13 protein-coding genes are annotated in these 14,231 nt (G+C 36.1%); 11 read left to right on the top strand and 2 right to left on the bottom strand.

Annotation, left to right across the window (positions count from 1 at the left end; genetic code table 11):
• Positions 1–337: 337 nt before the first annotated feature.
• Entirely contained in the window at positions 338–1,876 is a 1,539-nt protein-coding gene (locus AC27VX_RS12185) for a SulP family inorganic anion transporter (RefSeq protein ID WP_488695945.1), read from the top strand.
• Positions 1,877–1,978: 102 nt separating this feature from the next.
• Here the strand turns inward: AC27VX_RS12185 and fusA are convergent, their stop codons facing one another.
• Complete coding sequence (gene fusA, locus AC27VX_RS12180) at positions 1,979–4,045, bottom strand: elongation factor G (RefSeq protein ID WP_236857482.1); 2,067 nt, start codon at positions 4,043–4,045, stop codon at positions 1,979–1,981.
• Between the two features lie 626 nt (positions 4,046–4,671).
• Here fusA and AC27VX_RS12175 point away from each other — a divergent pair.
• The 7 genes from AC27VX_RS12175 to AC27VX_RS12145 all read left to right on the top strand — a co-directional run bounded on the left by AC27VX_RS12175 (position 4,672) and on the right by AC27VX_RS12145 (position 10,670).
• Complete coding sequence (locus tag AC27VX_RS12175) at positions 4,672–5,340, top strand: HAD family hydrolase (protein WP_488695780.1); 669 nt, start codon at positions 4,672–4,674, stop codon at positions 5,338–5,340.
• Between the two features lie 8 nt (positions 5,341–5,348).
• Positions 5,349–6,173, top strand: a complete 825-nt coding sequence (locus tag AC27VX_RS12170; RefSeq protein WP_488695778.1) for a phosphoribosyltransferase family protein — start codon at positions 5,349–5,351, stop codon at positions 6,171–6,173.
• Positions 6,163–6,720 (top strand): TerD family protein, encoded by a 558-nt coding sequence (locus tag AC27VX_RS12165; RefSeq protein ID WP_236857485.1) that lies wholly within the window; start codon positions 6,163–6,165, stop codon positions 6,718–6,720. Before AC27VX_RS12170 ends, AC27VX_RS12165 begins: the two co-directional genes overlap by 11 nt.
• A gap of 2 nt (positions 6,721–6,722) precedes the next feature.
• Positions 6,723–7,892, top strand: a complete 1,170-nt coding sequence (locus tag AC27VX_RS12160; RefSeq protein WP_236857486.1) for a toxic anion resistance protein — start codon at positions 6,723–6,725, stop codon at positions 7,890–7,892.
• Positions 7,893–7,908: 16 nt separating this feature from the next.
• Complete coding sequence (locus tag AC27VX_RS12155; protein ID WP_488695775.1) at positions 7,909–8,856, top strand: hypothetical protein; 948 nt, start codon at positions 7,909–7,911, stop codon at positions 8,854–8,856.
• Between the two features lie 73 nt (positions 8,857–8,929).
• Positions 8,930–9,538 carry a TerD family protein gene (locus tag AC27VX_RS12150; protein ID WP_236857488.1) on the top strand — a complete coding sequence of 203 codons (609 nt, stop codon included), beginning with the start codon at positions 8,930–8,932 and terminating at the stop codon, positions 9,536–9,538.
• Between the two features lie 85 nt (positions 9,539–9,623).
• A complete protein-coding gene (locus tag AC27VX_RS12145; protein ID WP_488695772.1) occupies positions 9,624–10,670 on the top strand; it encodes a TerC/Alx family metal homeostasis membrane protein in 1,047 nt (348 codons plus the stop codon).
• A 158-nt stretch (positions 10,671–10,828) separates the two neighbouring features.
• Here the strand turns inward: AC27VX_RS12145 and AC27VX_RS12140 are convergent, their stop codons facing one another.
• Complete coding sequence (locus tag AC27VX_RS12140) at positions 10,829–11,836, bottom strand: catalase family protein (protein ID WP_488695770.1); 1,008 nt, start codon at positions 11,834–11,836, stop codon at positions 10,829–10,831.
• A 320-nt stretch (positions 11,837–12,156) separates the two neighbouring features.
• Between AC27VX_RS12140 and bamJ the strand changes: the two genes are divergently transcribed.
• The 3 genes from bamJ to AC27VX_RS12125 all read left to right on the top strand — a co-directional run bounded on the left by bamJ (position 12,157) and on the right by AC27VX_RS12125 (position 14,173).
• Positions 12,157–12,591, top strand: a complete 435-nt coding sequence (gene bamJ / locus AC27VX_RS12135) for a BamJ family beta-barrel-assembly machinery protein (protein ID WP_236857490.1) — start codon at positions 12,157–12,159, stop codon at positions 12,589–12,591.
• 154 nt (positions 12,592–12,745) lie between these two features.
• Entirely contained in the window at positions 12,746–13,696 is a 951-nt protein-coding gene (locus AC27VX_RS12130) for a hypothetical protein (protein WP_300685729.1), read from the top strand.
• 66 nt (positions 13,697–13,762) lie between these two features.
• Entirely contained in the window at positions 13,763–14,173 is a 411-nt protein-coding gene (locus AC27VX_RS12125; protein ID WP_236857492.1) for an Rrf2 family transcriptional regulator, read from the top strand.
• Positions 14,174–14,231 lie beyond the last annotated feature (58 nt).

The raw sequence follows: 14,231 nt of genomic DNA, 5'->3' as shown, positions 1-14,231 counted from the left end.
CTTCTTTCTGCCATTTGTGTAAATAATATATAACCTATTAAAGTTTTTTGATGTAACACTGTTTATTCTCAGCTGTGTTTTGATATACAGCTGTTTATATATAGAATGTTTTTGATTAGTACCGGATAATTGCTTATCTGCTTTCAAATTTAGACAAAATTAAAAATAAAACCAGTCGGAAATATATAAAAGTCTATTTATGATCAGATTTTAATTAAAATTAACATAATATGTAATCGTATGTGTGATTTATTTTAAAAGAAACGATGATAATAATAAAAAGGTGGAAAAAGAAAAAATTGTATACCATCCGGCAAGTCCATACCTTTGCACATCAATGAAAAATACCATTAGCTTATTCGATTTTTCGAAGAAAATAAATTATAAAAACGAACTGCTGGCAGGCTTTACCGTAGCGATGACAATGATTCCTGAGTCACTTTCATTTGCTATTCTGGCAGGGCTTTCCCCACTTATCGGACTTTATGCCGCTTTTATGATGGGGCTCGTAACGGCTGTTTTGGGAGGACGTCCGGGAATGGTTTCCGGAGGAGCAGGAGCAACCATCGTGGTACTGATTGCTCTCATAAAATCTCATGGAGTAGAATATCTCTTTGCAACCGTAGCATTGGCAGGAATTCTCCAGATGTTAGTAGGTATTTTTAAACTAGGAAAATTTGTCAGGCTTATTCCACAGCCGGTTATGTATGGATTTCTGAATGGACTGGCGGTCATTATTTTTATGGCCCAGATTGAACAGTTTAGAATTACAGACAGTAATGGAGCAGTAGGCTGGCTTCAGGGAGTTCCTTTATATATTATGGCAGGATTAACTGCTCTTACAATTGCTATCGTTTATTTTTTTCCAAAAATTACCAAAGCTGTTCCCGCTTCCTTAGTGGCCATTATATTGGTATTTGTTGTTGTTCTGGGTTTTAATATCCCAACAAAAACAGTAGTGGATATTGCTCATATAAGCGGAAGTCTCCCAAGTTTTCATATCCCAAACATTCCTTTTTCTATGGAAACATTGCAGATTATCTTTCCATACGCCTTAATTATGGCGGGTGTAGGTCTTATTGAGTCTCTTCTGACTTTATCAATGGTAGACGAAATTACCAATTCTAAAGGAAGTGCAAACAAAGAATCGCTCGCTCAGGGACTTGCTAATATTACCAATGGATTTTTTGGAGGAATGGGTGGCTGCGCAATGGTAGCACAGACACTGGTGAATCTTAATGCGGGGTCCAGAGCCCGGTTGTCAGGAATTATAGCCTCTGTAATGATTTTGCTGATTATTCTCTTTGGTGCTCCTGTTATAGAGAAAATTCCTATGGCAGCTCTGGTAGGAGTGATGATGATGGTGGCTGTCAGTACATTCCAGTGGGTTTCTATCAGAATTATAAATAAAATGCCGAAGACTGATATATTGGTGGGAGTTACAGTGGCTTTGATAACCATACTTCTGCATAATCTTGCGCTGGCCGTTCTGATAGGAGTCATTATCTCTGCATTGGTTTTTGCCTGGGATAACGCCAAACGAATCAGAGCCAGAAAACATACTGATGAGAATGGAGTGAAGCATTACGAAATATATGGACCTCTTTTTTTTGGTTCAGTGACAGCATTTACAGATAAGTTTGATCCTGCGGATGATCCGGATCAGGTGGTTATTGATTTTAAAGAAAGCCGTATTGTGGATATGAGTGCGATAGATGCCTTAGATAAGTTATCGAAACGATATAAAGAACAAAATAAAACATTACACTTACGACATCTCAGCGAGGACTGCCGAAAAATATTGAAAAATGCCGAAGCAGTAGTTGAAATTAATATTGAAGAAGACCCTACTTATAAGGTAATTCCGGAAAAATAGGAAAAAGGCAATAGTTAATTTTTATCAATTATCAATTAAACTATATAAAGCACCTCAATAACCAGACAAGGACTGTAAGATAAATCTCCAGTCCTTGCTTGTTTAGGTTATTAATGTATTCGCGATAAAATCAGGCACTAAAGCATAGTGCGACAATTTCATGCTGATGGAAGCTCGTCCGCTTGTCAGCGTTCTCAGATCGGAAATATACCCAAAAGTTGAAGCTAACGGAACTTCCGCTGCAAAAATCTTTCTTCCTGATCTTTCATCAATAGAAGTAATGATTCCTCTTCTTCTGTTGATATCCGCAGTGACAGCCCCCGTATATTCCTCAATACTTTGAATCTCTATCTGCATGACAGGCTCCATCAATTTAGGACTGCATCCTCTGGCAGCGGCTTTGAATCCTTCTCTGGCAGCAATTTCAAAATCAAATGCAGAAGAATCCTGAGCATGAAAAGAACCATCCAGAAGGGTAATCTTCATGTTTTCCAGAGGATATCCTTTTAATGGACCGTGCTCCATTGCTTCTTTGAATCCTTTTTCAACAGAAGGAATAAATTCAGTTGGGATGACACCTCCTTTGATTACATTGACAAACTCCAGTCCATATTCTTTGTCATTCCTTGGTCCGATTTCAAAACTGATATCAGCGAACTGACCGCTTCCTCCGTTTTGTTTGGAAAGCTTTTCTCTATGGATTTTAGTTCCCGTTAAGATCTCACGGTAAGAAACTTTAGGTCTTCCCTGATTGATTTCAATACCATGATTCAGACGTATTTTTTCCAAAGTAACCTCAAGGTGAAGTTCTCCCAGCCCACTCAATAAAGTCTCTCCAGTCTGTTTGTCTCTCTCAACAACTAAAGAAGGATCCTCCTCCTTAATTTTAGCCAGTACCAAACCAAAAGATTTCTCATCACCATTCGTTTTCGGTTCAATAGCAACTCTGATAACAGGAGTTGGGATGGTAATCGCTTCCAGTAATATTGGATTGTCCAGAGAAGATAAAGAATCTCCGGTTTTGGCATCCTTTATTCCCGTTAAAGCAACAATATCTCCCGCTTTAGCTTCATCCATTGATAATGTTTTATCCGACTGCATCTGTAAAATTCTCGAAATCCTAAAACTTTCACCCGTTCTTACATTCAGTATCGTATCACCGGATTTTATCACTCCGGAATAAACACGAAGCATGGCCAATCTTCCCATATGTTTATCAATCACGACTTTGAAAACAAGTCCCGAAAAAGAAGCCGCTTCATTTCTTTCCAATATTACTGCTTCTTCTGTATGAGGATCTCTTCCCTGAAGGTCAGCAAGCTGATCCGGAGCTGGAAGATAAGTTACCACAGCATCAAGAAGAGGCTGGATTCCCTTATTTTTAAAGGCAGAACCACAGAGAACAGGAACAGCTGCTCCGGATCTGCAGACTCTTTGCATAGCCTCTACGATCATTTCAACGGTGACTGTATTTTCGGTATTCATAAAAATGTCAAAGAAAGTCTCATCATATTCTGCAAGAGTCTCCATTAACTTCATTCTATATTCATCAGCTTCAGTACGGGATGCAGTTGGAATGTCTTTTTCAACAATGATTTCCCCATTTTCATCGGTCCAGTATAAGGCTTTCATTTTGACAAGATCAATGACTCCTTCAAAATGTACTTCAGCGCCAATTGGAATCTGAAGAGCAATAGGAATGGCATTCAGCTTGGTTTTTATCTCATGGACAACCGCAAAGAAGTCTGCCCCAATTCTGTCCATTTTATTAATGAAACAAATTTTAGAAGTGCCATGTTTTTCAGCCTGGTACCATACATTTTCAGTTTGCGGTTGCACACCGGATGAAGCGCAGAAAACTGCGACAACACTGTCCAGAATCCTTAGAGAACGTTCTACTTCCACTGCGAAATCAATGTGTCCTGGAGTATCAATAATATTGATATTATACACTTTATGATCTTTTTTCCATTGCGTTGAAACAGCAGCTGAAGAAATGGTGATCCCTCGGTTTCTTTCCTGAATATCCTTGTCCATGGTGGTGTTTCCATCATCTACATTACCGATTTTATGAATGAGTCCCGTGTAATACAGAAGCCTTTCCGATAAAGTTGTTTTTCCTGCATCTACATGTGCTATGATCCCTATATTTCGTGTGTTGTATTTCATTTTGTTTGATTTAAATTGTTGATTTTTAGATTTGTATTTTGAAAAGGTTCTGAAAATAATGAACACAAAATACACTCCGGCTTGATAAAACCGGCAAAACTTTTTTGTATTTTGAGTTGAGAAAAATTTTCAGAGATATTAACAAATAACAGAAGTTGTTTAAATTGTTAAAGTCTGAAAATAAGGCAGCAAAAAAGACCTATCCGAATAGATAGGTCTTCAATATATTTTTGGGTATAAAAGATCTATAGAACTATTCAGATAAATATTCAGTGCTGCCAAAGAACACAGCTCTGACAGGATGGCTTAAAGTTATAATATTTATCATTTTTGTTGACATTATTGATTGTTAATCGGTTGCGAAATTATAATTTTTTTTTGATTTCCAAAGAATTTTTGAAAATATTTTTTTTACGACCGGAAATTAAACGGTTCATAAATCAGCTTCTGAGAGTCTGTGAAATTTTTCAATTTTCATAAATATATCTTAAAACACACAACTAACGTAATGCATTTATGATAAAAATTTTATCTTTGGGAAGAATAGTATTTAAACACTTGTTGATGATTAAAAAAAAATAAATCTTTTTCAAGAAAGCTAAATAAAACTTTTAACTTAAAACCTATTGAAAACAGATATTGACATTCATAACCACTGTCATTTTTCCTTTGACCTGTGGCTCACCTTAATCAAATCTCATCCTGAATTTAAAGCAAAAAGAGTTGAGCTGTTCTCCTCGTTTTTCAATGTAGATAAACCAATAGAGGAAGTTGCGAAAACCGTAAAATATTACGATGATCTTTGTAATACCATCAATGAGGTGACGGGAGGGAATATCGATACATTTGAGATGTATCTGATGATTCTTGGTTCCCTGAATGTAGATATAAAAGAGTTGAATAAAGATACACTCAATGAGTTTTATGTAAAGAGTGAAGACTTATTTCTGGAATACAGACCGGTTGTGATTTTTGAAAATGTCCATGGTTTTTTTGAGGATATCAAAAACCACGGAAAGACCATTAATATTTTAAGCAATACAGGATTTATCAAGGGAAAAACGATGAGAAAGTTTCTGATTCATGAAAACCTTGATCAGTACATTGATTTTCATATCTATTCTGATGAAATCAACTGTTCCAAACCGAATCCTCTTATTTTTCAGGAGGTGAAAAATAATCTTCTGGATAAGAACCTGCCGTTGTCTCAGGTTTTACATATCGGAGATAATCCGGTTGCTGATTATAAGGGAGCGAAGGACTTCGGTTTCAGTGCCTATTTACTTAAACACTAAAAATAAACATGAATAAACGATACAGCTTACACCACATTCATTCAGCGGATGAGTTTACTTTCTCACCTGCAGAGTACAGCTATTTCAAATATGGCGATAAGTCGTATGCTGAAAAATTTGCAAAAGAGTTATTCGAGGGATTTATTTCCGAAAATGAAGCACTTTTACAGACTGATAAAGAGATTGTAGTGCTTCCAAGCCCGTATATGGCTATTCCTACGGCTTCCAACTTTTTATGCTTTTACTTTAAGAAGTATTTGGATTTCTATAGGTTTCAGAAGGGAAAAAAATCCAGTATTTTATCAAAAATCAATAGAAATCATACTTATATCACAGATTACGGGAACCTTAATTTTGAAGACCGTAAAAATCTGATTGCGAACGATACTTATTATATAGATAAAGATTTTTTAAGAGGAAAACTTTGTATTTTTATAGACGATATAAAAATTACGGGAAGCCATGAATATACAGTGAACAAAATACTGAATGAATATAACGTTGAGGCAGATTTTATGTTCCTGTATTATGCAGAGCTGATGAACTTTGACCTCGATCCTAAGATTGAAAATTTTTTCAATTATTATGCAGTACAAAATGTGAAACATGTTGCAGAAGTGATGAACAAAGAGAGCTTTCAGTTTAACACAAGGATTGTGAAATATATTTTAGGGCTGGATTCAAGTAATTTTGATTATCTTACGTCTAAAGTAAAAAAAGAACAGATGGATCTGCTGCTGGAGCTGGCCATCAGTAATAATTATCATTTAATAACAGAATACGAAAATAACATCAATACTTTAACACAAACGGAATTATATTATGGCTATTAACTTACAAAAAGGACAAAGAGAAAATATTAACGCACCTAAATTCACTGTAGGTTTAGGATGGGATACCAATAACACTTCTACAGGAACTGCATTTGACTTAGATGCTTCTTTATTTTTGCTTGGCGATGATAAAAAGCTGGTTTCAGACAGTCACTTTATCTTTTATAACAATCTTGAATCTCCGGACAAATCAGTGATCCATACAGGAGATAACCTTACAGGAGAAGGAGCGGGAGATGATGAGCAAATTAAAATTGATCTTACAAAAATTGATGATGCCATCAAGGAAATCACAGTGGTTGTAACAATTCACGATGCAGATGCGAGAAAGCAGAATTTTGGACAGGTAAGAAATTCTTTCATCAGAATTTTCAATACAGATACGAATGAAGAAATCTTAAAATATGAATTAGATGAAGATTTTTCAATCGAAACGGCAGTAGAATTCGGAAGAATCTACAACAGAAACGGAGAATGGAAATTTGAGGCTGTAGGAGCAGGACAGAGAGAGGGCCTTGAAAAGTTTGTATCAATTTATCAGAAATAATCATGGATAATCAAGAAAATCAACCCATAGATCCGCTTGGATCAATTGAACCTCTTAAAACATTTGAACCTACACCAATGGTTCCGCCGGCTCAGCCTGTACAAAATGCTGCACCGGCAGTTCTTGTAGACAGAGAAGGGAATGTAAATCTGACACAGATGCAGACGGAAGAGCGTCAAAAATATGAAGTTCTTGCGAATTCTATTGATGAAGCCAACCCAGGTTCAATCGTGAATTTTGGGGCTGAATTGCAGAAGACCTTAACAAACCAGAGTGACAGCTTTTTAGGAAATGTAAGAAGATCAAACTCAGGAGAAGTAGGTGGACTGATCAATGATCTTTTGGTAGAGCTTAACTATGTAGATGTAGAAGAACTTCATGGAAATAAAGTTAAAAGCTTCCTGAGCAAGTTGCCATTCATGAAGAAGGTGATGACTCAGGTAGAAAATTTATTTGCAAAATATGATAAGATCATCAACAATATCGAGCAGATCTCTTATAAAGTAAACGCAGGTATCATTACTTCTACGAAAGATAATGCTGTTCTGCAGACTATTTTTGAAAGTAATGTGAATTCCATCAAGCAGATTGAAGATCTTGTGATCGCAGGAAACATAAGAATGGAAAGAGCTGCAGCAGAGCTTGCCCAAATGGAGGCAGCCCCTCAGAACTTCCAGGATTATCAGATCGCAGATAAGAGAGATTTCATTGCAAGATTAGACCGAAGAATGGCTGATCTTAAAGTGGTACGAGTGATCATGATGCAGTCGCTTCCACAGATCAGACTGGTACAGAATAATAACGTTTCTATTGCTGAAAAAGCACAGACCATTCTTACCACGACTCTTCCTGTATGGAAAAACCAGCTTTCACTGGCAGTGGCAATGTACAGACAGCAGCAGAATATTGAAATTCAGCAAAAAGTATCCGCCACTACAGAAGAAATCCTGAGAAAGAATGCAGAACGCCTTGGTCAGAATTCAGTGAATGTTGCCAGAGCCAATGAGCAGACTATCGTATCTGTAGAAACATTGAGAGAGACAACATCTATGCTGATCAACACATTGAATGAAGTAAAACAAATCCAGAAACAGGGAGCTGATAACAGAAGAAAACTGGATCAGGATCTTCAGACACTGGAGCATGAGTTAAAAGCTAATGTCAGAGGGTAATTTATAAGGTACAAAGGTGGGGGATGATGCAGCAACCATATTGTCACAAAGCAAAAGAAGATTAACAAAACTTAAGCTTCTGGCGAATTTTTTTGAACATATTGACATAATATCGATTTACATTAAAACTGATATTATCCACAATTTGTTCCAGGAAAATACTGCCCTTGACTACAATAAGCTGGAACTTTTTCACCTGCAGTATACAGACAGTCTCATAGAACTTCTTACCAAAATTAAAAGGCAGAAGGAAAACGATATGCTGACTGTCATTAATGAAATTGACATCAACAATAAATATATTTCCGGTTTTGAAGAAAGAAGAGTAGACAGTTTTCAGACCGACAGGAAAATGTACAGCGGTGTATTTTCCCAACATCTGAAAACACTGTATAAAGATCTTACAGAGGATATTTTTACGGCCAATTGGGATAATGTACTGTATTTTCACAAAAAATATGCACAGGAATTTTACAGGACAGATGCTGATGAAGCACTGCTGAAATCCGGAAATTTTCCAGCCTACCAATACAGAGATTATTCCATTGAAAGAAAGTTATTGGGAAGATTGAATATACAGGGATTTAAAGTCCGCTTTGTCTGTGGTTACCTTATAGGGACCCATGAATATGAGCTTTTTAAAATCTTTCAGTCTGATGATCATTTTATTTTCAGTGTAGACGAGAAAAAACTGTATCTTTTTGACAAAGAACTGGATAAGCTGGATGCTTCTGAAAATCAGTCCAATCAGGGAACGATCATTGATCAGCTGAAAAGGAAAAACGAACAGTTGGAAAACAGTATGAACGAAAGAAAACGTACGTTACCACCTGAAGTGCAGGGAGTACTTAAAGATTATATCCTGAATCTGGAAAATATAGATATTATGAGCAAAATATTTGATTTTGACGAAGAAACGAATATTCTGCGGGCAATGCTTAATTTGAATTTGAATAATCAATAAAACGAAATTTGAAAAACTAAAGAAGACAAAAAGTTTTCTTCGCAAAATATAAATAACAACTAAACATAAAAAGATGGCTATTAACTTACAAAAAGGTCAGAGAATTAACCTTAAAAAAGAAAACGGAGCTGAGCTTTCTCAGGCTTGTGTAGGAATCAACTGGGGAGCAATTGAAAAAAAAGGATTTTTCGGAACTAAAAAAGAAGCAGTAGACTTAGATGGAAGCTGTATTTTATATGATTCAAACAAAAATGTTACAGAAGTAATCTATTTTGGAAATCTGAAATCCAAAAACGGATCGGTAAGACACAGTGGAGATGACCTTACCGGTGATGTAGATGGAGATGATGGTTTGGATAACGAAGTAATCACAGTAGATTTCAGCCAGCTGGAACCAAATGTAGAGCATGTTGCTATGGTTCTGAATAGCTATAAAGGCCAGGATTTCGGAACGATTCCTTTTGCATCTATCCGTATTTATGAAGGATCACCTACTAATGTAAGAGAAGTCTTTGCTAAATATGATATTGCCAATGATGCTTCTTTCAGAGGGCATGTTGCTATGGTAATGGGGGTGTTCTATAAGAGAAACGGGGAATGGAAATTCAATGCTGTTGGAGATCCTACCGCAGATAGAAAGCTGGAGCAGACGATTCAGACTGTACAGATGAATTACTTATAATTAATTGTAAATCAAACGATCAATAAAATAGCAATATTTGTACTCTGTGCACTTATTGCTTTTATCATATAATAACATTACTCAAGTGGAAAAACATCAAAGTATTTTAGATCTGCACCCTGGCTTGGTGTGGGGATTTGCGATAACAGTAGTTATCATGCTGCTCCTCGATTTGGGAGTTTTCAACAAAAAAAGCCACGAAGTATCTTCTAAGGAAGCTACCATCTGGTCTATCGTATGGATTTCAATTTCTATGATATTCTCAGGAGTTGTTTATTGGGCCTTCAACACAGATGGATCACCTGAAAGTCATGCGCTGGCAATAGAAAAATTTTCACAGTATCAGGCAGCTTATTGGATTGAAAAGGCTCTCTCTGTAGACAACCTGTTCGTATTTATTCTTGTGTTCGGATTCTTTAAGGTTCCAAAGTACCTTCATCATAAAGTACTTTTCTGGGGGATCATTGGTGCCTTGATCTTCAGAGCGATATTTATCTTTGCCGGAGTAGGGCTTATTAACCTGACTTATCTTCCTGAAATGAACATTTTCGGAGAACCTGTAAAAATAAACATAGTAATGGCCTTGTTCGGATTGTTCCTTGTGTATGCCGGGATCAAGTCATGGGGAGGCGGTGACGATGATGAAGATGAGGATTACAGTAATACAGCCGGTGCAAAATTGATAAAAAGTTTCTGGAAAGTTTCTGATAACTATGATGGGGATAAGTTCTTCACACTTCAGAACGGAATCAAAATGGCAACACCTCTTTTAGTAGTGGTTGGGGTTATTGAGTTTACAGACGTTTTATTCGCAGTAGACTCCATTCCTGCTATCTTTGCAATCTCAGATGACCCGTTTATCCTTTATACATCCAATATCTTTGCTATTTTGGGACTTAGGTCATTATACTTCCTGTTGGCAAACTTTATTCATATGTTCAGTAAACTTCCATATGGTTTAGCAATTATCCTTTCATTCATTGGAGTTAAAATGCTTATTGCGCCATGGATTCATATCTCATCTCCGGTTTCGTTAGGAATCGTAGGAGGAGTATTGGTCATCTCAGTTCTTTTATCTGTTATGTTTCCTGAAAAAGAAGACGATAAAAAAGACGAATTAGAAGAAAAATAAAAGTATCGAAAATATACAGAATAGCCTCTGGGAGTTTAATCCCGGAGGTTTTTTTATGGCTAAAAGCCGGAAGAGGAAAATTATTTTAGGTGATGACGTAATTATCTTTCCTCTTAAAGCATCTTTTTGTCTTTTCCAGCTGCTAACATCTGAGCAGTTCAGGTTGCTTTCCCATGAAGAAGCTTATTGATTTTTCTCCTCGTCTGTACAGAAACCCTGTAAGCTTCATCACGCAGCTTCTGTATCTTGCCAACAGGCTGAAAAAAGATCTTGCTTTCAAATGGGTTGAATGAAAGAAGCTCATTCGTACAGTTACGTGAATCCAGTAACGAATCTTTATTGATTTTTACCTCCCCAATCTTGATAAATGGCGAATTCTTCCATTCTACATTGAGCTTATTGATGGGTTGATTCTTCAGATCATAGCAGATCTGGATCAAGACATCTGCGGTAAAATCATTAGATTGAAAATAGTCTTTAAGAGAATCTTTTATCTTTTGTTTTTTGCCGGTATTCTTGTCTACAGATTGAGGGCATAACTTTATTTTGATGATCTGTTCACCCAGCCGGTAAGCGCCTACAGAATAATAATTAAAAGAAAGAATAAAATCATTTCTTTTACCAATCCATTTTATAATATTAAGGATAAAATCAAAAGTGAAAAAAGAAGGCATCATCTTGAGAACCTGAATCAGCATAGGAAATAAACTGCTCCATTTTTTGATATAAAACTTATTGACAGCGGTAAACAGTTTCAAAAAAGTAGAAACCGTATTCACTGGAAACAAAGGAAAGTTGACTAATGGATAATTGGCAAGTAATCCTCCGTTTTCATCTTTGATCTGTACCGCAAAACCATAAGCAGGAATATCTTTTTTAGAGTTTTTAATTTTCAGCCGGGCATTGGATAACCTTACTGTAAGGTCAAACTTTTCCCTGTCGAAAAAAGGCTGAAGTGATTCCGGAATATTCGGATCAATCCAGAAGGTTCCTTTTGCCGTTGCATAGGTCTTTGCATGGGCATTTCGGGTTGCATAGTTGACATCGCTTATGGAAGAAGACTGTTCAACAAAATCTGCAATCGTTTTCTTTGTGATTTCCAGAAGTTTTTTTTCCTCTTCATTCAGCTCGTCAAACTGCTTATTATATTTTAATGGATTTGGCATTTAGTTTTTAAATTCAATTATAACACCAAGTTTTTGAATCTGTGTTAATTCAGTATTAAAAATATTTGAATTTTAATAGCAGTGATGGGAGAAGCAGGTTTATAAGAGCTCATGAAATTGTTGGTTTTTTATGAATAGAATGTTTTAAGTATTTGTATTTTAATACTTTATTTATTGCGTTGAAAAAGCGGACATCATGATAAGTGAATCACTTCGGAAGACCTGAAAACTGAATAGTGTAGTATCTCAATTTTTTAATCTTCGTTTCCCGGCGCTGTTTTCCATTCCCAAAAAGCCTTATCTTTGCAAAAAAATATAATATGGGAGTAGCAGATATGTTATTTAAACGTAAAAAAGAATTGGCAGAAAAGAACCTGAATGACGGTAAAGAATATATGGAAGAGTATGGTAAGAGAGAGAGCGTTGTGCAATTACCAAGCGGCTTACAATATGAAATTATCACAGAAGGAGAAGGAGCAAAGCCAGGACCTAAGTCTACGGTGAAATGCCATTATCACGGAACGACCATTTCTGGTAAAATTTTCGACAGTTCAGTAAAAAGAGGTACGCCTGCATCTTTTCCTCTAAACAGAGTGATTTCAGGATGGACAGAAGCATTACAGCTTATGTCAGTTGGAAGTAAATGGAGACTGATCATTCCTCCGCATTTAGCATATGGAGACCAGGAAATCAGCAAAGAAATCGGGCCAAACAGTACATTGGTTTTTGAAGTTGAATTATTGGGCATCAAATAAGCCTGCTTAAAAATAGATTAAAAATTGACCTGAATTCAGGTCAATTTTTTTATTTGTATTATATTCGTATAGGTGAATTATGAATCAGATGGAGTACCATTTCATACCTCAGCTATTCTTTTCCACCTGTCAACCCTGCACAAAATATGACTGAATGAAAAAACTGGTTTACCTTTTTGCTGTTTTTAGCCTATTAGCTTCTTGTGTTTCCAAGAAAAATCAGGCTATTAAACAAAATATTCTTACCCTGAAAGATAGTTACTGCAAGGCACCTTTTAAGTATAATTACAATAATAAAGTACCTTCCCACAATTCCGATTCTATTTTAACGGCAAATAAAGACCTTAAAATCATGTTTTCTGACCAAAGTATTTTGATTCTGAATGCTTTGAATAATCTGGACGAAGTACATAAAATTATTGAGCTGAAAAAAGACTCATCATTGGCCTCACAGGTGAAGATTTTGCAGCTTAAAACGAAAATCAACAGCAGAGTTACGATTGCCTTAACAGAGCTTGATGCAGTAGCTGCAGAATTTGACTGTGAAGGTGAAAGAGTAGCACAAATAGGCAACTATGTAGATAACCTGAATTCCTCCAGAAATAATAAGCTGATTTTGTATTCCATTATTACAGGAGCAGCATCGTCTATTGCAGGAGGTATTGTAGGCAGCAACGGCTGGGATAATGCAATAGGTATCGGTGGAGGTATTTTAGGGGCAGGATTTGGATTGGCAACCCTCAACCCGAAAGGTAAAAAGGTGGAATTTATTCACCAAAGGAACCTGTTGAGAGATATCTGGAAGGAAAAACTGGAATCACCCAACTTTCCGCCCTTTATCTGGTATATGTATACAGAGAAAAAATTTTCCAACAAAGAAGAGCATTCTATTATTGGAAATATGAAAACAAGATGGCTTCACTATCAGTTTGATGATAATAAAACGACAGCAGATAAATCGGTAATCTTCAGTGATGGCGGATATTACAGAGCAGATGATCTTCACAACCGGGCGGCCATGCTCAATCAGATGCAATCTGCAACCCGTACTATTAATCAGAATATCAATTATTTACTGCTGGATCTGGACAAATTAATTCTTTAAGAAAAAATTAACTGTAATAAAATTTGTTACATTTGAAAAAATGCTTACCTTTGTCCTGTAATTATAATGAACAATACAAGATTTGCTACGGCAGTACATATTATGACCTTATTGGCAAAAAGTCCTCAGGAGTGGCTTACTTCTGAATGGGTGGCGGGCAGTATAAACGTAAACCCGGTGATTGTCCGAAAAGAAATGAGTGTATTAAGAGAAGCAGGCCTTATTATAAGCAGACAGGGAAAAGAAGGAGGAAGCCATCTGGCAAAAAATGCTGAAATGATTACCATTTCTGAAATTTATAAAGCAGTGAAAAATACAGAAGTATTAGGAAAGAAAAATCAGAATCCTAATCCTGACTGTAGTGTAGGAAGAGAAATCAATAGTCATTTAAATACATTATTTGAAGAAACAGATCAATTGGTAGTTAATTTTTTAGGAGATAAGTCATTACAGGAATTTGTTGACCAGTTCGACTAAAATTTTTTAACTATAAATGTAACAAAATTTATTACAATTTAATTTAAAAATAAAACAT

It is taken from the genome of Chryseobacterium sp. 14P4.3.2 (assembly GCF_057799275.1).
Note: the sequence above shows the minus strand (reverse complement) of the source record. Positions and strands in the feature narration are given on the sequence as shown.

What these genes read in the sequence shown, in the direction of transcription:
- AC27VX_RS12140 (WP_488695770.1), bottom strand. Translation starts at nt 11,836, where the DNA reads ATGCCAAATCCATTAAAATATAATAAGCAGTTTGACGAGCTGAATGAA.
- fusA (WP_236857482.1), bottom strand. Translation starts at nt 4,045, where the DNA reads ATGAAATACAACACACGAAATATAGGGATCATAGCACATGTAGATGCA.
- AC27VX_RS12160 (WP_236857486.1), top strand. Translation starts at nt 6,723, where the DNA reads ATGGATAATCAAGAAAATCAACCCATAGATCCGCTTGGATCAATTGAA.
- bamJ (WP_236857490.1), top strand. Translation starts at nt 12,157, where the DNA reads ATGGGAGTAGCAGATATGTTATTTAAACGTAAAAAAGAATTGGCAGAA.
- AC27VX_RS12185 (WP_488695945.1), top strand. Translation starts at nt 338, where the DNA reads ATGAAAAATACCATTAGCTTATTCGATTTTTCGAAGAAAATAAATTAT.
- AC27VX_RS12170 (WP_488695778.1), top strand. Translation starts at nt 5,349, where the DNA reads ATGAATAAACGATACAGCTTACACCACATTCATTCAGCGGATGAGTTT.
- AC27VX_RS12130 (WP_300685729.1), top strand. Translation starts at nt 12,746, where the DNA reads ATGAAAAAACTGGTTTACCTTTTTGCTGTTTTTAGCCTATTAGCTTCT.
- AC27VX_RS12165 (WP_236857485.1), top strand. Translation starts at nt 6,163, where the DNA reads ATGGCTATTAACTTACAAAAAGGACAAAGAGAAAATATTAACGCACCT.
- AC27VX_RS12125 (WP_236857492.1), top strand. Translation starts at nt 13,763, where the DNA reads ATGAACAATACAAGATTTGCTACGGCAGTACATATTATGACCTTATTG.
- AC27VX_RS12150 (WP_236857488.1), top strand. Translation starts at nt 8,930, where the DNA reads ATGGCTATTAACTTACAAAAAGGTCAGAGAATTAACCTTAAAAAAGAA.